A 23,334-nucleotide genomic window follows, 5' to 3' on the forward strand; every position below is an offset into this window, starting at 1 on the left:
CCAGCATGAGACTGTCCCGCTTCTTTATCGACGCCCCCCTGAGCATCGGCGAACACGAGTTGCCCGAAGCCCAGGCCCATTACATCAGCCGCGTGCTGCGCATGGCCGAGGGCGATGCGTTGCAGTTGTTCGACGGTTCGGGCCAGGAGTTTCGCGCCAGGCTGGTCGACGTCGGCAAAAAGCGCGTCGTGGTGCAGATCGATGAAAGCTTTGCCGGGCAGGTGGAATCGTCGCTGCAAATCCATCTCGGCCAGGGCCTGTCCCGGGGCGAACGCATGGACTGGGCGATCCAGAAAGCCACGGAACTGGGCGTCACTGAAATCACCCCGATCTTCACCGAGCGCTGCGAAGTCCGGCTCAAGGACGAGCGCGCCGACAAACGCCTGCTGCACTGGCGCCAGGTGGCGATCAGCGCATGCGAACAGTGCGGTCGCTCGCGAGTGCCGGTGATTCATCCGCCGCTGTTGTTGGCCGACTGGTTGAAGCAGACGCAGGCCGAGTTGAAGCTGGTGCTGCATCCGGTGGCTGAGCCGCTGGTGAGCCATGCCAAACCTTCAAGCCTGGCATTCCTGATCGGTCCGGAGGGTGGTTTGTCCGATGCCGAAGTCGATCAGGCCAAGGCCAGCGGCTTCCATGCCGCCCGCCTCGGTCCACGGGTATTGCGCACTGAGACTGCGCCGGTAGTGGCATTGGCCGTGGCCCAGCAGCTTTGGGGTGACTTCTAGTCCGCCTTCGCGAGCAAGCCCGCTCCCACAGTAGATTTCCAGTGAAGACAATAGTTTTGTTCGGCGCCGATCAACTGTGGGAGCGGGCTTGCTCGCGAATGGCAGCGACTCGGTCTAAAGGACATAAAAGAAGATCGCCACAAAGTGAAGCAGGCTCCCGGCGATCACGAACAGATGCCAGATCCCGTGGGCATGGCGCAGGCGATGATCGAGGGCAAAAAAGATAATCCCCACGGTGTACAGCACCCCGCCTGATGCCAGCCACGCAAACCCGGCGGGGCCCAGCGCCGCGAGCAGCGGCTTGACCGCCACCAGCACGATCCAGCCCATCACCGCATAAATCACGATCGACAGAATCCGCGCTTCCGAATGCGGCTTGATCTCTTGCAGTATGCCGATCAGCGCCAGTCCCCAGACAATCCCGAACAACGTCCAGCCCCATGGCCCGCGCAGGGTCACCAGGCAGAACGGCGTGTAGCTGCCGGCGATCAACAGATAGATCGAAAAGTGATCGACCTTCTGCATGATCGCTTTCTTGCGCCCGCGCACGCTGTGGTACACGGTCGATGCGCTGTAGAGCACCAGCAAGGTAAAGGCGTAGATCGCCATGCTGACAATCTTCCACGGGCTGCCGTCGAGACTGGCCAGCACAATCAGCCACACCCCACCGATAAACGCCGCCACGGCCCCGACCAGATGCGTCCAGGCGTTCAGTCTTTCCCCGTGATACATGCGTTGCTCACCTCGAATTTCATTGCCGCAGAGCGCAAGGCTCAGGCTTGAAGCGTAAAAGCGCAATGTTTCTGTACGACGGGCCCGGCGTAATTGGGCACAATCGAGTCATTCCAAAAAGAGTCCGCCCCATGCTGATCGATGAAGAGTTGACCCTGAAAAAACTCGAGGTGTTCCTGGCCTTCATGCGCACCGGCAACCTGGCGCGGGCCGCTGCCGAGTTGCAGACCAGCAACGTTAGCGTGCATCGGGCGATCCATTCCCTGGAAAGCGCCCTGCGCTGCCCCTTGTTCAAGCACGAAGGCCGCAGCCTGACGCCGCTGGAAAGCGCTTATGTGCTGGAAGAGCGGGCGCAGAAGCTGATTCAGGATGTCGTCGAAAGCGTGCGCCTGACCCGCGAAGCCGCCGGATTCTCCGCCGAACGCTTCAAACTCGGCTCACTGTATTCACTGACGGTGAAGACCGTGCCGCAGCTGATCATGGGTTTGAAGATCCGCCGCAGCGAGCTCAACATCGACCTGATTCTGGGCTCCAACATCGACCTGCTCTACAAGCTCAAGAACATGGAAGTCGATGCGGCCCTGGTGTCGCTGGACGAGAGTGTCAACGATCCGGATTGCGAGCAGATCCCGCTGTTTTCCGACGATATCTTCCTCGCCACGCCCGCCGACTCCAAGTTTGCCCAGCGAACCGAAGTCGACCTGGCCGAGGTCCGCGACGAAACCTTCATCACCCTGACCCAGGGCTTCGCCACCCATCAGGACGGCAAGCGGGTATTCGAGCAGGCAGGGTTCGAGCCGAAGGTGGCGATGCAGGTCAACGACATCTTCACCCTGCTGAGCATGGTCAGTTCGGGCGTCGGTTATGCGTTGCTGCCGGGGCGGATTGCGGCGGTGTACGAGAACCGGGTAAAGCTGATCCCGTTGCAGGAAAAGTACCGGTTGCAGCAGCACATTGGCCTGGTGTTCCTGAAGGCCAAGGAGCGTGATCCGAATCTGCTGGCGTTGCTGGCGGAGTGTCGGATGTATGCCAATCGGCAGGCTTGAAACCGAGTCGCACCCTTCGCGAGCAAGCCCGCTCCCACATTCGACCGCATTCCAAATGTGGGAGCGGCGGTGCGGCGATCCGACTTGCTCGCGAAAGCGTCAGACCCGACAACTCAGCCCCTGAACCTAGCCGACAATCCCGCGAACAATGAAATACAACAACGAAGGCCCCAACAAGCAGCCCAGCCCGGTATGGAAGGTCGCGGTCAACGCACCATAAGGCACCAGGCGCCGATCCGTTGCCGCCAAGCCTGCGGTCACGCCACTGACCGTCCCGGCCAGCCCGCCGAACACCATCGCCGAGCGCGGGTTATCCAGGCCCATCCAGCGCGCCGCCATCGGCGTGCCGACCATCACCAGAATCGCCTTGATCAATCCCGTGGCAATCGACAGCGCCATCACATCCGAGGTCGCGCCAATGGCCGCGCCGGTCACCGGCCCGACGATGTAAGTCACCGCACCGGCGCCAATGGTGGTCATGCTCACCGCATCGCGGTAACCGAAAGCCCAGGCCATGCACGCGCCGACAATGAACGGCAGCACCGTGCCCAACAGCAGCGCGATCACGCCAATCAAACCCGCCTTTCTCGCTTCCGTGGCCTGCACTTCAAATGCTGTGGCGACGATGGCGAAGTCCCGCAGCATGGCGCCGCCCATCAACCCGATGCCGGAAAACAGCGTCAAGTCCGCCAGGCCTTTTTGCCCGCCGGTCATCGTGCCGCCGACCCAGGCCAGTACCAGGCCGATGACGATGGCAATCGCCGAGCCGTGGATGCGCCCGAAGGTCAGGCGCTTGGAGATCACCACTGACACCCACATGATCACGCCGACAAAGGCGAATGCGGTGACCAGACCGTTGTGTTCCAGACCGTTCTTGATGAGATCCCACATATCAGCGACCTCCTGCCGGTGCGCCAACCGACGTTACATCCACCGGTTCATCGGGCAAGGGTTCGCCTTTGTGGGTCCGGCTGATCAGGGCAATGGTGCAGCCGCAGATCACCACCGAACCGATCGCCGCCAACACCGCCACCGGACCACCATGCAGCGCCGTGACCACGTTTTGTTGCGCCGCCATCGCCACCACCACCGGAATGTACATCGCGCCCCAGAAGGCGACGCCCAGCTCGCAATCCTTGGTCATGCCACCACGCCTGTGCATCCACAACCGTGCGCATATCAGCAGGATCATCGCGATCCCGACACCGCCGACGTTTGACTTCACCCCCAGCAACACACCGAGCATGTCACCCATGATCACCCCTGCCAGCGTACAGATCGCCAACAGCGCCACACCGTAAATAATCATTGTTGTAATCCTCAATGTGCGTTTCGAATGTTGTTTTTGTTGTTCGAAGCCTTAAGTCGGATGATCTAGGAGTGACGGCTTCCCTCCTCACGCATCAGCGCCTGCAAGGTATCGAGGCGGGCACCGTCGAAGGCAATCACGGTACCCTGCTCGAACACCCGGCGCGCCAGCCCGGTCAGCACCGCACCAGGCGGCAGTTCGATCTGTAGACGTACGCCGCGCTCGTAGGCGCTTTGTACCGTGCCGCGCCAATCGACGATGCGGCACATGTTGAAGGCCAGGTCGTCACGCAAGGCTTCAGGCTTGATCAGCGGACGCGCGCGACTGCCGCTCAGGTAACCGATCTTCGGAGTTTGCAGCGACACCTTGGCGAAGGCTTCGGCCAACCGTTGTGCGGGTGCCTCAAGTAATGGGCAATGGGACGGCACGCTCACTGCCAGACGCTTGGCCAAGCCAGCTCCGCAACCTTTCGCCATCTCGGCCACCGCTTTCATCGCCGCGTCGCTACCGGCAATCACCACCTGGTTATCGGCGTTGATGTTGGCCAGATAAACCGGCATTTCTGCGCTGTGCACCTGGGCCAGCAATCTTTCCACCGTGGCCAGGTCCAGACCGATGATCGCGGTCATGCCGTAGCCCTGTGGATAAGCCTGCTGCATCAGCTCACCGCGCAAACTGACCAGATGCAACGCATCGCTGAAACCCAGGGCGCCGGCCACCACCGCTGCCGGGTAAGCACCGATCGACAAGCCGGCCACGTAGTCTGGGGTCAAGCCCAACTGGCGTGAAGCGGCGACACCGGCGATCAGCAGGCAAAGCTGCACCGCCCTTGTCGACTGCAACGCCTCGGCAGAATCCAGCTGCGTCACATCTTCACCGAGCAGGTCGCTCGCCTCGTTCAGCATTTCCCGAGGCAAACGCGCCAGCATCCCGGGTTGTTGCGCGCCCTGGCCGGGGAACACCAGCATGCGGCTCACGCGGCTTGCTCCTGCGGATTCCACGGATCAGTGACCAGGCAGGCCTGAGTGGCACTTTTTAATAGGACCCGCGACGAAGCACCGGCCCATTCGCGCAAGGCAACGGCGCCCGACGGTGTCTGCAATTGCAGGTCCACGCGGCACACGGCGGCATCAAGAACAGCCACCAACGCCTGGGCGTCGACACGACTCAACGGACGTGGCGTACGCAGGATCAGGTCGAGGTCACTGCCCTCGTGCAAGGCGGCAAATCCACTGGCCAACTCGAACCCGGCGCTGCCGCTGACACCCCAGACCCAACCACTGTCATCGAGGTGCGAGCGCAATTGCGCCAAGGCCCGCAGTGCCGGGAAATCGCGCGGGCCTTGAACATGGCACAGCTCTTCCGGCCGCACCCGCCGCGTGATGGCAGCGACGTCCATCAGCGCCGCAAATCGCTGTTCGCGCAACGGCCCGCGCACGCCCACCGCCACCTGCCCCGCCGCGCTCAAGGCGCGACGGACCACCACCGGCTGGCCGGCACTGATCGACTCGACCACCCAGGCAGGCGCATCCGCCGGCAACTGCTGCGGGGTCATGCCCCACAGCAGGTCGTGAGCCAGTAGCGTGCTCACCACTGCGCTCTCAGCAATTGGCGAACCTTGCTCGACGCCGCCCGATTGGCCGCCCCCAGGCGACCGCTCAGATCACGGCCAGCGACGGCCACATCGCCAATCGCCTGATGCAGGCACTCGGTCACCCGCGTCAGATCCGCCGCGGTCGGCTGCTCGATCTGTTCCACCGACAAGGTTTCCCACAGCAGCCCGAGGCTGGCATAGCTGTCGATGTCATAGGCCATCGGCGGCACACTGGCAGCCAGGGCTTCGAGCTCTTCGACGCTGCGCAAGGTCACCCGCGCCGCCGAAACCTTGCCCATGGCGTGCACCATCACCCCCGGATCGCGCAGGGCGATCAAGCGGTTGGCCTGATAGCCGTGGGCCAGAAACGCCCCGGACATCGCCTTGCCCACCAGCAAGCCGATCACCGCATGACCGGCCAGACGGGCACGGGCATAACTGTCCGCCGCAGCGGCCAGCGCCTGATGAATACCGAGGGCTTCCTCCCGTCGACCGTAAGCCTGGCTCGGCACGTCGACGATGGCGATCAGGGCGCGTTTGCGTGTCTTGTCCTGATCGGCGGCGATGACTTCATCCACGGCCTTGGCCAGGCCCCAGCCTTCGAGCAAACCCACCTCGCCGTTGCGGGCACGGACGAAGCGGTTTTCCGGGTCGGCCACCACCGCGATGAAACGCACAGGCTGATCACCCAGCGAACCGTCCGCGACCTTCAGCGAAGCCGGCAAACCCTCGACCGCTTTCGCCCCGGCACTCAAGGCGTTGAACCAATTCAAGCCTCGCAGGGAATACGAACTCATGGGCGTTCTCCTTGGTACAGATCGCGAACCACTGACGGTTCGATTTGCGGCTCGGCGTCCAGACGCGCCAGGCGTTGCAGGAACAACTCCGCCTGACGGCTGCGCGGTTGTTCAGGCAAACCCTGCTTGAGCAACTCGCCGACCTGCTGGCGAATCTGCGCCACGTCGTCGGCAACATAGCGATCCACCAGGCCACTGGCGAAGCGCTGCTCGCCACCGGTCAGGCTCCAGATGAAGGGCCGGTCGCGGGAGTCGTATTCCTCGAGTCCGGCTTCCTGCTCGATCACCTGCGGACCGTTCAGGCCCAGTCGCGCCTCCTGGGTCACCAACAGATAGCTGCACAACCCGGCGGCAATCGACATGCCGCCAAAGCAACCGACGCTGCCCGCCACCACACCGACCACGGGTTGGTACTGCTGCAAATCGACAATCGCCGCGTGGATGTCGGCAATGGCCGCCAGGCCGAGGTTGGCTTCCTGCAAGCGCACGCCGCCGGTTTCCAGCAGCAGCACGGCGCAGGTCGGGATGCCGTTGCGGTTGTCTTCGGCGGCCAGCTCCAGTGCGCCGGCAATTTTTGCCCCGCCGACTTCACCGAGGCTGCCGCCCTGGAACGCCCCTTCGATGGCCGCGATCACCACCGGCAAACCATCGAGATTGCCCTTGGCGATCACCACGCCGTCGTCGGCTTGCGGCACCACGCCCTGGCGTGACAGCCACGGCGACATGATCCGTTGAAAGGGGTCGAGCAGTTCGCGGAAGGTGCCGGCGTCGAGCAACGCCTTGGCCCGTTGCCGGGCACCGAGTTCGACGAAGCTGTGCTTGTTGAGCAGGGATGCGCTGTCAGTCATGGCCGATCTCCTCGAAGCCTTGTTCCAGACGCAAGCGCACCACGCCGGGTGTCGCGCCGAAATCGTGGATATCGATATCCATGGCCGGCGGCGTCTGACCGTCGAACATCCGTGCGAACAGATGCTGCCAGCGTTGTTCGCTGCCATTGACCGAGGTCTGCACATTGATCGTCAGCTTGCCGGCCTGACCCGGTTCGATCAGCACTTCCAGATCACCCGAGCCGACACAACCCACCAGGGTGCGACCGCGTGGCGGCTGCCCGGCGGGGAATTCAAAGGATAAGGTTTCCATCAAAAAGCTCCCTGGATGAGGCCGTCGCCAGACGCGATACGGTCGATGAACAGGCAGGCTGCGAGCAGGTCCGCAGCGCCGCCGGGCGAGGCATTCAACGCGATGAGTTGTTGGTCCAGCTCATGCAGGCGGCGACGTCCGCCGAGGCTGGCACTGCCGCCCGCATCGAGCACCGCCCGGGCGCCCCGTTGCATGGTGTTCAGGCCTTCTTCACCGGCACGGTAAAGCACGCAGGTGTCGGCCAGATTCGTCATGATCGCCAGCAGCGCATCGAGCCGGGCGTTCTGTTCGCCATGACCGGCGGCGCGGCTGCGCAGCAGTTGTGGCAGAGCACGTTGGGTCACCGCCGGAAAACCCAGTTGCGCTTCTTCACGGGCACCGCGAGCGCCGTAGCGTTGGGCGACTTGCGCACCGTGACTGAGCGGACGTGGTGCAAAACGGTCGTCGAGCAGGGCCAACCGCGCAGCCCGTAACGCCACGCTATTGGCGCTGCAGGATTGAGGTTCCAGCGCCGCGGCAGTGATCAGCAAGCCCAAGGCCCAGATCGCCCCGCGATGGGTGTTCACGCCGCCGGTGGTGTCGAGCATGGCTTGCTCACCTTCGCGACCGATGCGGCCCACGGCTTCGCGCAGGGGCAAGCCGATCTCGCCGAACTCGATGGCGGCTTCCGCCATTTCTTTAAAGGCCGACCACAAGGACAGCGCCGATGCGTGCATCAGCCCCAAGTGCAAATCGGTGTGGGCGCCATTGCCGCGACGGTCGACCAGTGCCGGTTTTGGCGACAGATCAGCCTCGTCGATCAGCGCGTCCACCGCCAGGTCCGCCAGCCGTTCGGCCAGGCTCAGGTTTTTTGGTTGCAGGTTAAGTGCGTGCATTACCAGCTCCTGAACTTGGCGGGCGGGTTGTAGAGGCCACCGGACCACTCCACCAGATCGGCCACGCTTTTCGCCGCGAGCAACTCGCGAGTGGCGTCGGTGCGGCGGATGCCGAGGTCTTCGGGCAGGGCGATCAGGCCTTCACGGCGCATGCGTGCAGTGTCTTTGGGGTTGTGGCGCAGGCCGATGGCAGTCACCCCGGCGACGGCGGCGATCATCGCCTGGCGTTCTTCCAGCGAGCGCGCCTTGTACAGGTAGGCGATGCCTTCTTCGGTCAACAAGTGGGTCACGTCGTCGCCGTAGACCATGATCGGCGCCAGTGGCATGCCGCTTTTTTTCGCCACATCGACCGCATCGAGGGTTTCAACGAAAGTCGGTTTGCCACCCTCCTGGAAGGTTTCGACCATCTGCACCACGAGCTTTTTGCCACGCTCGAGCATCGGCTCGGCCACATCGGTATTACGCATATCGAGCCAGGCCGGCGTGCCGTGACGGCGACCGCGCGGGTCGTGGCCCATGTTCGGTGCCCCGCCGAAACCGGCCAGGCGTCCGCGAGTCACGGTGGAAGAATGCCCGTCGCCATCGACTTGCAAAGTCGCGCCGATGAACAGGTCCACGGCGTATTGCCCGGCCAGTTGGCTGAACATCCGATTGGAACGCAGGGAGCCGTCGCGCCCGGTGAAAAACACATCCGGCCGCGCCGCAATGTAGTTCTCCATCCCCAGCTCGGTGCCGAAGCAATGCACGCTTTCGACCCAGCCGCTTTCGATGGCTGGAATCAGGGTCGGGTGCGGGTTGAGCGTCCAGTTGCGGCAGATCTTGCCTTTGAGGCCGAGGGACTCGCCGTAGGTCGGCAGAATCAGTTCGATGGCAGCGGTATTGAAACCGATACCGTGGTTGAGGGATTGCACGTTGTGTTTTTCGTAGATGCCGCGGATCGCCATCATCGCCATCAGCACGTGCACGGGCTTGATGTGCCGAGGGTCACGGGTAAACAGCGGCTCGATGTAGAACGGCTTGTCGGCCACCACCACGAAGTCGACCCAGGAGGCGGGAATGTCTACCCGCGGCAGGTCGCTGACGTCGTCCACCAACTGGTTGACCTGGACGATGACGATGCCGTCGCTGAAGGCCGCCGGTTCGATCAGTGCCGGGGTGTCTTCGGTGCTCGGCCCGGTGTAGATGTTGCCGGCGCGGTCGGCCATGAAACCGGCCGAGAGCACGACGTTGGGAATCAGGTCCACTACAAGGCGTGCATAGAGTTCGATGTAGGTGTGGATCGCACCGACTTCCAGCAGGCCGTCTTCGAGCAACTGGCTGATGCGCAGGCTTTGGGTACCGGCGAAAGAGAAGTCGAGCTTGCGGGCGATGCCGCGTTCGAACAGGTCCAGGTGCTCGGAGCGCCCGACGCTGGGCATGATCATGTGCAGGTCATGCAGCTTCGCGGGGTCGGCCTTGGCCAGGGAACGCGAGAGGAAATCCGCCTGCTTCTGGTTGTTGCCTTCGAGCACCACACGGTCGCCGGGCAGGATCAGCGCTTCGAGCGCCGCGACGATGTTGTCGGTGGGCAACACCACACCGTCGGCAAGACCTCGCACCAGCTCGAGGCGCCGCTGCTTTTCGCTGCGCCGCCGCGTCCATCGCGAGTCGGGGGATATTGTTGTTGTCATGACCACTCCACGGGTTCGCTGTCGTGGGGTCACCTTAGGAGTGTTGGGTGGGTGTATCAATCAAGCAGAGTGGCGGATCGTTACGCTCAGGTTAATGGTTAGAGTTGAGATTTTCGTCGACGCGCAAGACGCCATCGCGAGCAAGCTCGCTCCCACAAGGGTTTTGTGTGCACAGCAGATCCACTGTGGGAGCGAGCTTGCTCGCGATGGGGCCCTTCAGGCGAGCCCGGCATCCACCAACAACGCCTCCAGCGCCAACAAATCCGGCACCTTCGCCACCTGCTCGCCCACCTGCACCGCCGCCTGTTCCAGCGAACACAACGGCACATCCACATAACTCAACTGGCTATCGAGCTTGCAGGAGCGCGGAATCCCCTGCACCAGCAGTGCGATGAATTTCAGCTCGGGGCGCCCGCCGAGGGCGTTGAGAATGACGATCCGCGCGCGTTCGCCGATGACGATTTTCTGCGCGCATGCCGACTCGAAACTCAGCAGCGGAATCTGCCGGTCGCGCCACGCCACCAGGCCCAGGTACCACGGCGGTGTGTCGAGATCGAAGGTCCCCGGCTGCTGGTAATCGATCAGCTCGGCAACGGCGACGTTGGGCAGGAGCAGGTTGCGGTCGGCCAACGGCAGCAGCAGGCCGGTGAGGTTGCTGGTGCGGTGTTCAAGCATGGGTCTTGCTCCACAAGGCGATGCTTTCGAGCAGCACCGATTCCTGGTACGGCTTGCCCAGGTAGTCGTTGACGCCGATGGCCATGGCGCGGTCGCGGTGTTTCTGCCCGGTGCGGGAGGTGATCATGATGATCGGCAGGTGTTGCAGGCGTTCGTCGTTGCGCACCTGGGTCGCGACTTCGAAGCCATCCATGCGCGGCATCTCGATGTCCAGCAGCATCAGGTCGGGCATGTGCTCTTCCAGCAGCAGCATGGCATCGACTCCGTCCTTGGCGGTCAGCACGTTCATGCCATGGCGTTCGAGCAAGCGGCTGGTGACCTTGCGCACGGTGACCGAGTCGTCGACCACCATCACCAGCAGCGGGCGCTGCGGTTCGGCCTCGATCTCTTGCCCCGGCGGACGCTGGGGTACACGGGCCTGCATGGCGCGGATCGGCGCCAGCAAATCCAGAATCAGCACCACCCGGCCGTCCCCGAGAATCGTCGCCCCGGACACCCCTTGCACCGCCGCAAACTGCGGCCCCAGGCTCTTGACCACGATTTCGCGAGTGCCGGCCATGGCATCCACCAGCACCGCGATGTGCCGTTCGTTGCACTGCACCAGCAACACCGGCAATGGCAGGCTCTGGCCCAACAGCTTCGGACGCGGGCTGGTTTTCAGCAACTCACCCAGGTAGCACAGCTCGTAACGTTGTCCGGCGTATTCGTAGGTTGGCGAATCGAAACGGAAATAGCCTTCGAGTTCATTGGGCAGGACGCGAACGATGCCGTCGATGGTATTCAGCGGGATCGCGTATTGGTCCTCACCGCACTGCACCATCAGCGCCCGGTTGACCGATACGGTAAACGGCAGGCGAATGCGGAAATGCACGCCCTGCCCCGGCACCGAGTCGATACTCATGGTGCCGCCCAGTTGCCGCACCTCTTCGTGCACCACGTCCATGCCGACGCCGCGCCCGGAGATCTGGGTGATTTTTTCGGCGGTGGAAAACCCCGGTTGCAGGATGAACTGCAACACGTCGTGATCACTGATGACGCTGTCCGGGGCGAGCAGGCCGCGCTTGATCGCCTTGCGCCGCACCGCGTCCAGCGGCACACCGGCGCCGTCGTCGCGGATGTCGAAAATGATGTCGCCGCCTTCGCGCAACAGATCGAGGGTGATCTTGCCCTTGGCCGGTTTCCCCGCCGCCAGCCGCACTTCGACGGACTCCAGGCCATGGTCGACGGCGTTGCGCAGCATGTGTTCCAGCGGCGCGGCCATGCGTTCGAGAACGTTGCGGTCCATCTCGCCTTCGGCGTTGTCGACGATGAAGTCCACGTCCTTGCCCAGTTCGCTGGACACCTGCCGGACGATGCGCTGCAAACGCGGGAGCATGCGTTCGAACGGCACCATGCGCGTGCGCATCAGGCCTTCCTGCAGTTCGGTGTTGATGCGGCCCTGCTGTTGCAGCAGGTTTTCCGTGTCGTGATTGCGTCGCTCGAGGGTTTCCTTGAGGTCGAGCAAGTCAGAGGCCGATTCGAACAGCGCCCGTGACAATTGCTGCAACTGTGAGTGGCGGTCCATTTCCAGCGGGTCGAATTCCTCGTAGCCCAGGCGTTCGGCATCGACTTGCTGGCGGCTGAGGATCCGCCCCTGAGTCTCGGTATCGAGGCGGCGCAACTGGTCGCGCATCCGCTCGATGGTGGTCTCCATCTCATTCAAGGCGATGTGCGCATCGTTGACCTGCTGTTCGATCCGGCCACGGAAGATCGAGGTCTCACCGGCCAGGTTGACCAGATCGTCGAGCAGTTCCGCCGAGACCTTGACCATGTCCGCGCCGGCATCGGACGGCGGCGTCAGCGGTTCGGCCTTGGGCGTGGCCGGTGTCGCAACCGGCGCGGGCGCTTCAGGCACGGCCGGGTGGCTGAAGTTCTTGATCGCATCGATCAAACGGTCGGCCGGTGGCATCGGCTCACCGGCGCGGGCCGCATCGAGCATCTGCGCCAGGCGGTCATGGCTGCGCTGCAACAGCGCGAACAACGGCTCCGTCGGTTGCAGCACGCCGGTGGACAGGCCTTCGTAGAGGAACTCCAGTTCATGGGCCAGATCGCCAATCGCGGCGATTTCCACCATGCGCGCGCCACCCTTGAGGGTGTGCAGGTCGCGCAGCAGGGTTTCCACTTCCTGACGACTCGAAGGCTGGGCCTGCCAGCGTGCCAGCGCCGCCCCGGAGCTTTCGATGATGTCGAAACCTTCCTCGAGGAAGATCTCCAGCAATTCCGGATCGTGCGCAGCCGCGTCGTTGCCGGTCGCCTGCCGGACGGACTCGGCGATACCCGCATGACCTTGACGGTAGGCACGAATGGCTTTGATCAGCTCACGGGAATCGTCCAGCGGCTGGTTGAGCTGCAACTGTTCGAGGTACAACGCCAGTCGCTCATGGCACTGTTTGAGCAGCACCGCCAGTGAATCGCTGAAGGCATAACGACGATCCACCAGGCCCTGGTAAAGGCTTTCCAGTTCATGGGCCAGATCGCCGACCGGCCCGACCTCGGCCATGCGCGCGCCACCTTCGAGAGTGTGCAAATCCCGTTGCAGGGACGACAGCGGCGCGGCGTTGTCCGAGTCGCGCAACCAGCGCTGCAAGGCCTGGCCTGCGCTTTCGAGGATATCCACCGCTTCTTCAAGGAAGATCGCGACGATCTCATCGTCCAGCCCCGGCGCCGTCGCACTCTGCTCAAGCTCGGCGGTGGCCGTACCCAATTCACGGATGCTCAGGCTCCGGCTGCCATCGCTGCGGATCAGGCCCATGGCCGAGGGATCAAGGCTCTCGTCGAGCAGCTCGCGCAAGGCCCTGATCCGCTGCGGCTGCGGGCTGACTTCCTGGCCGGCGGCCAGTTCGTCGAGCATGTTGATCAGCGCTTCGTGGGCAGCCTGTGCCTCATGGAAAAACCGCTCGCTGACCGCCAGGCTGCTTTCTTCCACGGCACCGTACAGGTCGAGCAACGCTTCGCACAATTCATCCACCGGGTGCAGGTCGGCCAAATGGGCGCCTTCGCCGAGGGTGGTCAATTCGTCCAGCAGCGCGCTGAGCTCCTGACGTTCGCCGGGGTGTTGCTGCCAACGCTGCAGCAGGCTTTCAGCGTCCAGCAGGATGTCCATGCCCTGGGCGAGGAAGTTGTTGATCAGTTGCGGGTCGCGCTTGATCCGAAGCCCGGTGTTCGGTGTGCTCAGGAGGTTTTCCAGGCGCTCGGCCAGCAGCGCCCTGGCGCGTTCGGTCAAACCCCGGGCACCGGGAATTTCCGCCAGCGGATCTGTCTTGAGCTGGCGCAAGCCAAGACGAAACAGCCCTTCAGCTTCCAGCAGCAATTCGACTTCATCCAGATCCAGCGCGAGCAGGTGCGCCTTGTATTCCCGGGCCAGTTGATCCAGTGGTGCGGCCAGCTCGGCAATCGGCAACACGCCGGCCATGTAGGCACTGCCCTTGAGGGTGTGCAAGGCGCGCTGCAATTCGTCGTTGGCCTGCAACGGCACATGTTCGGCGGCCTGATCAAGGAAGCGATTGAGGCTGCCCAAGTGGGTTTCGGCCTCTTTGCGAAAGATCTCCAGCAACAGCGGATCGAGGGCCGCGACATCTTGCGTATCCTCATCGGACACCGGCTCATCGCCCTTGGCCAGGGCATGGGCGCGGGCGGCCAACTGATCGACATCGTTGCGCTGACGCTGGGCATTGGCGGCGTATTCGGCCACCAGTTCCGGCAGCAGATGCAGCACATCGCCGATCAGTTGCTGCACCGTGGCGCCCGGCTCCACGCTGTTTTCCAGTACGCGGTTGAGCAGGTTTTCCACGGCCCAGGCCAGCTCGCCCAGCACCAGAGCACGCACCATGCGGCCACTGCCCTTGAGGGTATGGAAGGCGCGGCGCAGCTCACCCAGGGCCGAACGGTTGTCAGGGTTGACCGACCAGCGCGGCAAGTACTCGCGCAGGATTTCCAGGACTTCGTCGGTTTCTTCGAGGAACACTTCGCGCAGTTCCTCGTCCACCGGCTCTTCGCCCGAGGGTGGCGGCAGCAGGCTGCCCGGGGTGTTCAGCGCGGGCGGGTTCAGGCTCGAAACCGGGCTGGCGAGCACATCGGCCAAGGTCTGGACGACCTGTGGATCTTCCAGTTCCTGCATCATCTGCATGACCTGTGCATCGCTCGGGTTGAGCACATCATCCAGCACGGGCACATGCTGCTCACTGGGGAAAAACCCGAGGCTCGCCAGGCTTTTTTCCGCGACATCAAGCAGGTTTTCACCCTGCGCTTGCGGGTCATCGCTGAGGCGTTCGAGGTAGTACTCGATGCTGGTGATCACGTCGGCCAGGCTGTCCAGTTCCTGCCAGCCCGGTTGACCCGGCTCGAGCAACAGGTGCTCGCGAATAAAGTGATTGCAGGTTTCGACCAGGCTCGCCGCCCGGCTCAAGGGAATCATCGCCAGCGCCCCGCGCACCTGGGTCAGCAAGGCCGGCAGCGCCTGCAAATGCTGGCGGTCCCAATCGGCGTCGATGTAGTCGACGATCATGTCCCTGGCCTGCTGCAAACAGATGCGGGCCTCCTTGATCACGATCTGGTGGATCTGCGTCAGGTCGGTGGTCGGCAGGCGGTTGTCGTCCTGGCTCTCCGGCTCGACGGTACCGACCATGCCGGCCAGCGTCGCTTCGACGTACAGCAAGGCCCCGGCAACGTCCATGAGGATCGCATCGTTGGGTTCGCGCTGGCCCTGAGCGAGGCTGAGCACCACCGCCAGTTGATCGATGATCACCTTGCGCGGCTGACCGAAACCCAGCACCGCCAGGGTGTCGGCGATTTGCCGCAGCGGCGCCAGCAGGCTGTCGAGGTCGGAGGTGTGTTGGCGGTCACTGCGCACGAACAGGTCAAGGCGTTCCTTGACCCGCACCAGCTCTTCGCACAGAGCCGCCAGCACCGAGCGCATGGCGTCACGGTCGGGCCCGGCCAGCCGCGCGCGTTCTTCATCGACCATCGCGCTGTCGGGTAGCGCGTCGTCCAGTGAGTAGCGTTCTTTCATGGTCAGCATCTGCCCGGTGGGATGTTCGGCCTTGGCAATGTAGAACAGCAAACTCTTGAGCAGCTCCGGCGGGGCCGGTTGATTGATACCGGGCATGCCTTGTTCGAGCAGCCGCTTGAGTTCCTTGTCGGCCTCCTTGAACAGGCTGCGCAAGGCCGGGCTGTTGGCGATCGCACCGCCCTGCATGCCTTCGACCAGCGCCGATGCCACCTGCCATAACGGGCTCAGGGGGGCATTGGCGCACAGTGCTTCGAGGTGGGTGAAGACCTTGGCCAGGTAATCGAGGTTGGTGTCGTTGTCCTGTTCACGCAAGAACCCGACCAGCGCCATTTGCAACATCTGCCGCAGCTTGCGCAGCACACTTGGCAATTCGGCCGGTTCCAGTTGCGCCAGCGTTTGTGCGTCCAACACTGGCAACTCGGGCAATTGCGGGCTGAACAGGCTGGTTTCCGACAGCAGGCTTTCGCCCCGGGCGCTACGCAGATCGTTGATCAAGGGCAACACCACCAGCGGCAAGTCACGACGCGCGCCTTGCACCCGGTCGAGGTAGATCGGCAGCTGCCCGAGGGCCTGCATCAACAGGTGCAACGCCTCGTCGCGATGGCTGACACGGTTGCCCTGCAAGGCCATGGCCAGTTGTTCCATTTCTTCGGCGAGCAACGCCGCGCCGTAGAACTCGACCATCTGCAAACTGCCATGGACCTGATGGATGCACGAAAGGCTTGCATCCAGCGCTTGGGTCGCCTGCGGGTCATCGAGCAGGTTCTCAATCGCGTGATGAGCCTGTTTCAGCGTTTCGGCAATCTCGCCCTTGACCCACTCGAGGGCCACATAGTCGTGCCGATCACCCATAACCACTCCAATCACAATTCAGATACCCATGGGCGGTTCAAGCTTTGTCCACAACCTGCGCCTTGGCATCCGGCAAGGTGAAGCCGGACACCGAACGACGCAACTGACTGGCCATTTTCGCCAGGTTACCGATGCTGTCGGCCGTGGCGGTGGAACCCGACGACGTCTGCGAGGTGATCTGCTGGATCACGTTCATCGTCAGGGAAATCTGACCGGCCGACGACGTCTGCTGTTGCGCCGCATTGGAAATGCTCTGGATCAACGCCGCGAGCGTCTTGGAGACGCCTTCGATTTCTTCCAGGGCCACACCGGCATCCTGCGCCAGACGAGCGCCGCGCACCACTTCGGTCGTCGTCTGCTCCATGGAGATGACCGCTTCGTTGGTGTCGGTCTGGATCGCCCGCACCAGGGTTTCGATCTGCCGGGTGGCGGCGGACGAGCGCTCGGCCAGGCGCTGCACTTCATCGGCGACCACGGCGAAACCGCGGCCGGCGTCACCGGCCATGGATGCCTGGATGGCCGCGTTGAGGGCCAGGATGTTGGTCTGGTCGGCAATGTCATCGATCAGGCTGACAATGTCGCCGATTTCCTGTGAAGACTCGCCAAGGCGCTTGATGCGCTTGGCGGTGTCCTGAATCTGTTCGCGAATGTTGTCCATGCCGTGGATGGTGTTGTGCACCACCTCGTTGCCCTTGTTGGCGATCTCCACCGAGCGTTCGGCAACCGCCGAAGATTCCGCCGCGTTGGCCGACACCTGGTCGATGGACTCGGCCATGTCGTTGATCGCCATCGACGCTTCGGAAATCTGCTGGGCCTGATGTTCCGACGCCTGGGCCAGGTGCATGGCGGTGGCCTGGGTTTCCTGCACGGCGGCGGCCACCTGGCCGGCAGTGAGGTTGATGGTCGCGACCAGATCGCGCAACTGGTCGACGGAGTAATTGATCGAGTCGGCGATGGTGCCGGTAAAGTCTTCGGTCACCGAGGCCGTCACCGTGAGGTCGCCGTCGGCCAGGTCTTCGATCTCGTCGAGCAGGCGCATGATCGCGTTCTGGTTACGCTCGTTTTTCTCGGCGGTTTCGCGCAACTGACGATTGGTTTCGCGCACCATCACCATGCCGATCAGGATGATCGAAGTCAGCGCCAACAAGCCCAGCACATAACCGCCTATGGTATCGGTGGTGCGCCCGCCGACCATGTTTTCGAAACCGCTGGCCAGGTGTGAGGCTTCGTCGAGCAGGGTTTGCGACAGGCTGAAAATGTTCGAGGCCGATTCGCGGACCTTGAACAGCTCCGGCGAGGTTTCGAGGATCTCGTCCACCGAGCCCGAGACGAACTCGAACAGCTCGGAGATTTCCGCGAGTCGCGTACGGGCGTCCCGGTCTTCGACCTGGCTGACCTTGAGCGCCGGGTCGCCCTGGAGCATGCCGTTGAGCACCTTGCCGAACTGCGTCGCGTCACGTCCGAACGCATCGGCGGCCTGCTGTGAATTTTCGTCGCCGGCCAACACCGTGTTGACCGCGCCGAGGATCCGCTCGGCCAGCAGCGATTGGCGCTGGGCCAAGGCCACCTGGGCCGCCGGGGCGCCCCGCTGCAGGAGTATCTCGACGACTTTCTCGTACTCGACCTGCAACTGCGGCACGGTTTCGGCCAGGGTCGCGGCGACCTGATGCAGCGACAGTACGGTTTGCTCGCTGGAGAGAATCGCATCGGTGTTTTTCAGCAGGCGTTCCCAGTCCTGTTGCACCGCACGCATCTCTGGACGCACGGTGGCGGGGGCTGGCGGCAGGCCGGTGACCGGGTCACCCTTCTTCAGATAACCCCAGCGCCGGGCAAAATCGTTGCGCGCATCGCTGAGCAACTTGAACGCGGCAGCCTTGCCGGCGGCGGCTTCGGTGGCGTTCTTGGCGATCCGCTGGGACAGCACGCGCAGTTCGCCAGCGTGGCCGATGTACTGCTTGTCGTAGATAGCCTGGGTGTTGAAGTACGCGAAGTTGGCGAACAGCAGCATGATGAAGACGATCAGCGCGATGAACAGCACGATAATCTGCGACCGGCTGCGCGACCCTTCCATTGGCTTGCCTGCTTTTGCTTTTATCATCGGTCCTCGCCTGTTAACCCATTTCCGGGCCTGCCCGCTCCCACATTGGATCTCTGTTGTTCCGGTTACACCGCGACGTTCATGAACCCCTGGGACTGCGTCAACGCAAACGGGCTGAACACCTGCCAGCACTGCTCGCGCTGAAACCGGCCTTTGACGAACGCCGCCACCGGCCCCTTCAACTCGTCTGCCGGCACCGGCTCCAGGCTGTCCTGGGCAAAGTGCTGGAGGCCGAAGACTTCATCGACCAGCAACCCGGCAAACACCTCTTCATGTTCCACCACCAACACCCGCCGCTGTCGGCGCGCCGCCGAAAGTTCATGCCCGAAGAAGCCGCACAAGTCCATGACCGGCAGCAAACGCCCGCGCAGGTTGGCGACACCCCTGACCCAGGGTTTGACCCCCGGCAACTGAGTGGAGCGCGGCTCGTGCAGGACTTCGCTGACTTCGCTCATGGGCGCGACATACCAGTGTTCGCCCAGGCGAAAGCCGATGCCGCTCCAGCTGTCCCGCCGGGCCGGCTGGGACGGCAAGTCCGCCGCCAGCAGACGACAGCGCTGGTCGATTTGCAGCAGCAGCTCGAAAGCCGTCAGCGACCCGTTCATGACCTGACGATCAACCGGCCAGCACGTTGTTCAGGGTCTTGATCAGGGTGTCTTCATCGACCGGCTTGGTCAGGTAGTCCTTGGCGCCCTGGCGCGTGCCCCAGACCTTGTCGGTGTCCTGATCCTTGGTGGTGATGATGATCACCGGGATGTGCCCGGTTTCCGGGTCCTTGGTCAGCTGGCGGGTGGCCTGGAAGCCGTTGAGGCCTGGCATGACGATGTCCATCAGCACCGCATCGGGCTTTTCCTGGCGGGCCAGGGCCACGCCGTCGGCGCCGTTTTCGGCTTTCAACACTTCATGACCGTGCTTTTCCAGCATGCCGGTCAGTTTGTACATTTCGGTCGGCGAATCATCGACGATCAGAATACGTGCCATGGTCTTCCCCATTCTTGTCGACGCCGGGCCCGATGGCCGAGCATCACTGTGCGTGTCCTACTGCGGCAAAACGGCGGCGAAGCCAGGAACATGGGCCTGGATCGCATCAAGCAATTCTTCCTTGCTGAACGGCTTGGTCAAAAACTGGTCGGAGCCGACGATGCGCCCCTTGGCCTTGTCGAACAGCCCGTCCTTGGACGACAGCATAATCACCGGCGTGGACTTGAACGCACTGTTGTTCTTGATCAGGGCGCAGGTCTGATAGCCATCCAGGCGCGGCATCATGATGTCGACAAAGATGATGCCGGGATGGTTGTCGACAATCTTGGCCAGGGCATCAAAACCGTCGATGGCCGTGATGACCTCACAGCCCACGTTCTTGAGCAGCGTTTCGGCGGTGCGACGGATCGTCTTCGAATCGTCGATCACCATGACCTTCAAGGCGCTGGGGTGCCGTTCCATAAAATGCTCTACCGTCGCCTTTGCGAAACAAATTGTCCGTTTGCCGGTTAACGCGGCTCGAAACCCTTGATGCTCAAGGGCCAGCACGACATGGCAGCCTTTTTAGCACAGTCTCCAAAACCAATCTATCGGCCGACCCGCAAGGTGGTTTTTCCTTGACCGGGAACACACTCAGCGCCACTCTGACGCCACTTTTTTCATACCGATCCGGTAGCCAATTTTCGAGGAAAACCCAATGAGCGTTCGCGTCGGGATTGTCATGGACCCTATCGCCAGCATTTCCTATAAAAAGGATAGCTCGCTGGCCATGCTGCTGGCCGCGCAGAAGCGTGGCTGGGAACTGTTCTACATGGAACAGCGCGACCTGTATCAGGGCGAAGGCCAGGCCCGTGCCCGGATGCGTCCGCTGCAGGTTTTCGCCAACCCGGAAAAATGGTTCGAACTGGGCGCCGAAAGCGACGCGCTGCTGAGCGATCTGGATGTGATCCTGATGCGCAAGGATCCGCCGTTCGACATGGAGTTCGTCTACTCCACCTATTTGCTGGAACAGGCCGAGCGCGCCGGCGTACTGGTGGTCAACAAGCCGCAAAGCCTGCGCGACTGCAACGAGAAGCTGTTTGCCACGCTGTTCCCGCAATGCACGCCGCCGACCATCGTCAGCCGTCGCCCTGACGTGCTGCGCGAATTCGCCGACCATCATGGCGATGTGATCCTCAAGCCGCTGGACGGCATGGGCGGTTCTTCGATCTTCCGCCACACCGCAGGGCATCCGAACCTGTCGGTGATCCTCGAAACCCTGACCCTGCATGGTCAACAGCAAATCATGATCCAGGGTTACCTGCCGGCCATCGTCGATGGCGACAAGCGCATCCTGATGATCGACGGCGAGCCCGTGGATTACTGCCTGGCGCGAATTCCCGCGGCGGGCGAAACCCGTGGCAACCTCGCTGCCGGTGGCCGTGGCGAAGCCCGCCCGCTGACCGACAAGGACCGCTGGATCGCCGCGCAAGTCGGCCCGACCCTGCGTGAAAAAGGCCTGTTGTTCGTTGGCCTGGACGTGATCGGCGAGCACCTGACCGAAATCAACGTCACCAGCCCGACCTGCATTCGCGAGATCGATAATGCGTTTGGCACTGACATCGGCGGCATGCTGATGGATGCCATCGATCAGAAGCTCAAGGCACGTTGATTAGCCAAACCAACATTGCGTTATCATGCGCGGCCTGTGAAAACGCGATGTTGGTTTCCTTGTCATGACCCTCCCGTCCGATCTGCCTGCCGAACTCGCCCACCGTGGCGTGCGCCCGGTCGATCGCCTCGGTTTTACCCTGTTTCTGGCAGCGCTGATCCACCTGGCCTTGCTGCTGGGTGTCGGATTTGCAGTGATCGAGCCCAAGCAGATCAGCAAAACCCTGGAAATCACCCTCGCCACCTTCAAGAGCGAAAAGAAGCCCGAGAAAGCCGATTTCCTGGCCCAGGAACATCAGCAAGGCAGCGGCACACTGGATAAAAAGGCGATTCCCAAGACCACCGAGGTCGCGCCGTTCCAGGACAACAAGGTGCAAAAGGTCACGCCACCGCCGGCCGCCAAGCCTGAAATTCAGGAAGCCCCACCCAAGGCTGCCGTGACCACCGTGGCGCCGAAGCCGAAAAAGGCCCCCGCCAAGACCGAGGAACCCAAGACCGAGGTCAAGCCCCAGGTCCAGGCGCCGACGTTCGACAGCGAACAGCTGTCCAGCGACATCGCCAGCCTGGAAGCGGAACTGGCCGCCGAACAACAGCTGTACGCCAAGCGCCCGCGCATTCACCGCTTGAGCGCGGCCTCGACCATGCGCGACAAGGGCGCCTGGTACAAGGACGAATGGCGCAAGAAAGTCGAGCGCATCGGCAACCTCAACTACCCCGACGAAGCGCGGCGCAAACAGATCTACGGCAACTTGCGCTTGATGGTGTCGATCAACCGCGATGGCTCGCTGTATGAAGTGCTGGTGCTGGAGTCTTCCGGGCAACCGCTGCTGGACCAGGCGGCGCAACGGATCGTCCGACTGGCGGCGCCGTTTGCACCGTTTACCGGGGATTTGTCGGATATCGACCGGCTGGAGATCATCCGCACCTGGAAGTTCGCCCGCGGCGATCGGTTGTCCAGTAATTAAAAGATCGCAGCCTTCGGCAGCTCCTACAGATCTACACACTCCCCCGTAGGAGCTGCCGAAGGCTGCGATCTTTTGGCTCGCTCAAGCTTGTCAGTTCGCCCCTCGAACGCCACACTAGCGGTCATGAAAAACGTCAGCCCCAGCTACCTCAAGCATCAATTCCTGATCGCCATGCCGCACATGGCCGACCCGAACTTTGCGCACACCTTGACCTACATCGTCGAGCACACGGCCAATGGCGCCATGGGGCTGGTGGTCAACCGTCCGCAGGATCTGAACCTGGCCGATATCCTTGAGCAATTGCGCCCGGAAATCGAACCGCCGGCGCTCTGCCAGCATGTGCCGATCTTCATCGGTGGCCCGGTGCAGACCGATCGCGGCTTCGTCCTTCACCCCAAGGGTCTGAGCTTCCAGGCGACCGTTGATCTGGAAGACGAGTTGGCCCTGTCAACCTCCCAGGACGTGCTGTTCGCCATCGCTGACGGCGTCGGCCCGGCAAAAAGCCTGATCGCCCTCGGCTATGCCGGTTGGGAAGCCGGGCAACTGGAGGCCGAACTGGCGCAGAACGCCTGGCTGAACTGCCCGTTTGACGCGGACATCCTGTTCAACACCAGCAGCGAACTGCGTCTGGAAGCGGCCGCCAAGCACCTTGGCGTCAACCTCAGCCTGCTGACCAGCCAGGCGGGGCACGCCTGATGGCCCTGAAGCTGATTCTGGGTTTTGACTACGGCACCAAACAGATCGGCGTTGCGGTCGGCCAGGTGATTACCGGCCAGGCCCGCGAGCTGTGCACCCTGAAGGCGCAGAACGGCATTCCTGACTGGAACCAGGTCGAAGCCCTCATCAAAGAGTGGAAACCCGATGCCGTGGTGGTCGGCCTGCCGTTGAACATGGACGGTACACCCAGTGACATGTGCGCCCGCGCGGAAAAATTCGCCCGGCGCCTGAACGGCCGCTTCAACCTGCCCTTTTATACCCACGATGAACGCCTGACCACCTTCGAGGCCAAGGGCGAACGCCTGGCTCGTGGCGGCCAGAAGGGCAGTTACCGCGACAACCCGGTCGATGCCATCGCCGCCGCCCTGCTGCTGCAAGGCTGGCTCGACGAAAACACCGCATTGTTTGAATCCTGAGAGCCGCTGTGCGTCTCTCTTAGCTACAACCCGAGCCACTTCCCG

Annotated in this window: 22 protein-coding genes; 6 read left to right on the forward strand and 16 right to left on the reverse strand. The window is 62.8% G+C overall.

Annotated elements, in window-relative coordinates:
* Positions 1–5: 5 nt before the first annotated feature.
* Positions 6–725, forward strand: coding sequence for a 16S rRNA (uracil(1498)-N(3))-methyltransferase (locus tag AC3IP0_RS26545; protein ID WP_489317529.1), 720 nt, complete (start codon positions 6–8; stop codon positions 723–725).
* A 114-nt stretch (positions 726–839) separates the two neighbouring features.
* Here AC3IP0_RS26545 and trhA read toward each other — a convergent pair whose 3' ends face one another.
* Positions 840–1,457: a PAQR family membrane homeostasis protein TrhA gene (gene trhA, locus AC3IP0_RS26550; protein ID WP_489326245.1), complete on the reverse strand. Its 618-nt coding sequence runs from the start codon at positions 1,455–1,457 to the stop codon at positions 840–842.
* A 131-nt stretch (positions 1,458–1,588) separates the two neighbouring features.
* On the opposite strand from trhA, the gene AC3IP0_RS26555 reads away from it, so the two are divergent.
* Positions 1,589–2,503 (forward strand): LysR family transcriptional regulator, encoded by a 915-nt coding sequence (locus AC3IP0_RS26555; protein WP_489317531.1) that lies wholly within the window; start codon positions 1,589–1,591, stop codon positions 2,501–2,503.
* Positions 2,504–2,629: 126 nt separating this feature from the next.
* Here the strand turns inward: AC3IP0_RS26555 and madM are convergent, their stop codons facing one another.
* The 15 genes from madM to pilG all read right to left on the reverse strand — a co-directional run bounded on the left by madM (position 2,630) and on the right by pilG (position 20,003).
* Positions 2,630–3,394 (reverse strand): malonate transporter subunit MadM, encoded by a 765-nt coding sequence (madM, locus tag AC3IP0_RS26560; RefSeq protein ID WP_150672072.1) that lies wholly within the window; start codon positions 3,392–3,394, stop codon positions 2,630–2,632.
* A 1-nt stretch (position 3,395) separates the two neighbouring features.
* Positions 3,396–3,812, reverse strand: a complete 417-nt coding sequence (gene madL, locus AC3IP0_RS26565; protein ID WP_489317532.1) for a malonate transporter subunit MadL — start codon at positions 3,810–3,812, stop codon at positions 3,396–3,398.
* Between the two features lie 65 nt (positions 3,813–3,877).
* Positions 3,878–4,789 (reverse strand): malonate decarboxylase subunit epsilon, encoded by a 912-nt coding sequence (gene mdcH, locus AC3IP0_RS26570; RefSeq protein ID WP_489317533.1) that lies wholly within the window; start codon positions 4,787–4,789, stop codon positions 3,878–3,880.
* Positions 4,786–5,406 carry a malonate decarboxylase holo-ACP synthase gene (locus tag AC3IP0_RS26575; RefSeq protein ID WP_489317534.1) on the reverse strand — a complete coding sequence of 207 codons (621 nt, stop codon included), beginning with the start codon at positions 5,404–5,406 and terminating at the stop codon, positions 4,786–4,788. Before AC3IP0_RS26575 ends, mdcH begins: the two co-directional genes overlap by 4 nt.
* Entirely contained in the window at positions 5,400–6,203 is an 804-nt protein-coding gene (gene mdcE, locus AC3IP0_RS26580; RefSeq protein WP_489326247.1) for a biotin-independent malonate decarboxylase subunit gamma, read from the reverse strand. The genes AC3IP0_RS26575 and mdcE overlap by 7 nt, the downstream gene beginning before the upstream one ends.
* Complete coding sequence (locus tag AC3IP0_RS26585; protein WP_489317536.1) at positions 6,200–7,051, reverse strand: biotin-independent malonate decarboxylase subunit beta; 852 nt, start codon at positions 7,049–7,051, stop codon at positions 6,200–6,202. Before AC3IP0_RS26585 ends, mdcE begins: the two co-directional genes overlap by 4 nt.
* On the reverse strand, positions 7,044–7,343 hold the full coding sequence (locus AC3IP0_RS26590; protein WP_007975424.1) for a malonate decarboxylase subunit delta: 300 nt from the start codon (positions 7,341–7,343) through the stop codon (positions 7,044–7,046). The genes AC3IP0_RS26585 and AC3IP0_RS26590 overlap by 8 nt, the downstream gene beginning before the upstream one ends.
* Entirely contained in the window at positions 7,343–8,218 is an 876-nt protein-coding gene (locus tag AC3IP0_RS26595; protein WP_489317537.1) for a triphosphoribosyl-dephospho-CoA synthase, read from the reverse strand. The genes AC3IP0_RS26590 and AC3IP0_RS26595 overlap by 1 nt, the downstream gene beginning before the upstream one ends.
* Positions 8,218–9,888 carry a malonate decarboxylase subunit alpha gene (gene mdcA, locus AC3IP0_RS26600; protein WP_008001151.1) on the reverse strand — a complete coding sequence of 557 codons (1,671 nt, stop codon included), beginning with the start codon at positions 9,886–9,888 and terminating at the stop codon, positions 8,218–8,220. The genes AC3IP0_RS26595 and mdcA overlap by 1 nt, the downstream gene beginning before the upstream one ends.
* A gap of 216 nt (positions 9,889–10,104) precedes the next feature.
* Positions 10,105–10,563: a chemotaxis protein CheW gene (locus tag AC3IP0_RS26605; protein WP_489317538.1), complete on the reverse strand. Its 459-nt coding sequence runs from the start codon at positions 10,561–10,563 to the stop codon at positions 10,105–10,107.
* Positions 10,556–16,462: an Hpt domain-containing protein gene (locus AC3IP0_RS26610; RefSeq protein WP_489317539.1), complete on the reverse strand. Its 5,907-nt coding sequence runs from the start codon at positions 16,460–16,462 to the stop codon at positions 10,556–10,558. Before AC3IP0_RS26610 ends, AC3IP0_RS26605 begins: the two co-directional genes overlap by 8 nt.
* 37 nt (positions 16,463–16,499) lie before the next feature.
* Positions 16,500–18,560, reverse strand: coding sequence for a methyl-accepting chemotaxis protein (locus AC3IP0_RS26615; protein WP_489326249.1), 2,061 nt, complete (start codon positions 18,558–18,560; stop codon positions 16,500–16,502).
* Positions 18,561–18,625: 65 nt separating this feature from the next.
* Positions 18,626–19,165, reverse strand: coding sequence for a chemotaxis protein CheW (locus AC3IP0_RS26620; RefSeq protein ID WP_489326251.1), 540 nt, complete (start codon positions 19,163–19,165; stop codon positions 18,626–18,628).
* 10 nt (positions 19,166–19,175) lie between these two features.
* Positions 19,176–19,541: a twitching motility response regulator PilH gene (gene pilH, locus AC3IP0_RS26625; protein ID WP_101209186.1), complete on the reverse strand. Its 366-nt coding sequence runs from the start codon at positions 19,539–19,541 to the stop codon at positions 19,176–19,178.
* 57 nt (positions 19,542–19,598) lie between these two features.
* Positions 19,599–20,003: a twitching motility response regulator PilG gene (pilG, locus tag AC3IP0_RS26630; RefSeq protein WP_489326252.1), complete on the reverse strand. Its 405-nt coding sequence runs from the start codon at positions 20,001–20,003 to the stop codon at positions 19,599–19,601.
* A 235-nt stretch (positions 20,004–20,238) separates the two neighbouring features.
* On the opposite strand from pilG, the gene gshB reads away from it, so the two are divergent.
* The 4 genes from gshB to ruvX all read left to right on the forward strand — a co-directional run bounded on the left by gshB (position 20,239) and on the right by ruvX (position 23,289).
* Positions 20,239–21,192, forward strand: a complete 954-nt coding sequence (gshB, locus tag AC3IP0_RS26635) for a glutathione synthase (RefSeq protein WP_056726500.1) — start codon at positions 20,239–20,241, stop codon at positions 21,190–21,192.
* Positions 21,193–21,256: 64 nt separating this feature from the next.
* Complete coding sequence (locus AC3IP0_RS26640) at positions 21,257–22,156, forward strand: energy transducer TonB (RefSeq protein WP_489326253.1); 900 nt, start codon at positions 21,257–21,259, stop codon at positions 22,154–22,156.
* Between the two features lie 123 nt (positions 22,157–22,279).
* The gene (locus tag AC3IP0_RS26645) at positions 22,280–22,852 is read left to right on the forward strand and encodes a YqgE/AlgH family protein (RefSeq protein WP_046039260.1); all 573 of its coding nucleotides are present in this window, start codon (positions 22,280–22,282) and stop codon (positions 22,850–22,852) included.
* On the forward strand, positions 22,852–23,289 hold the full coding sequence (gene ruvX / locus AC3IP0_RS26650) for a Holliday junction resolvase RuvX (protein ID WP_056726497.1): 438 nt from the start codon (positions 22,852–22,854) through the stop codon (positions 23,287–23,289). The genes AC3IP0_RS26645 and ruvX overlap by 1 nt, the downstream gene beginning before the upstream one ends.
* The last annotated feature ends 45 nt before the right edge of the window (positions 23,290–23,334 follow it).

This window comes from Pseudomonas sp. GL_103 (assembly GCF_057835175.1).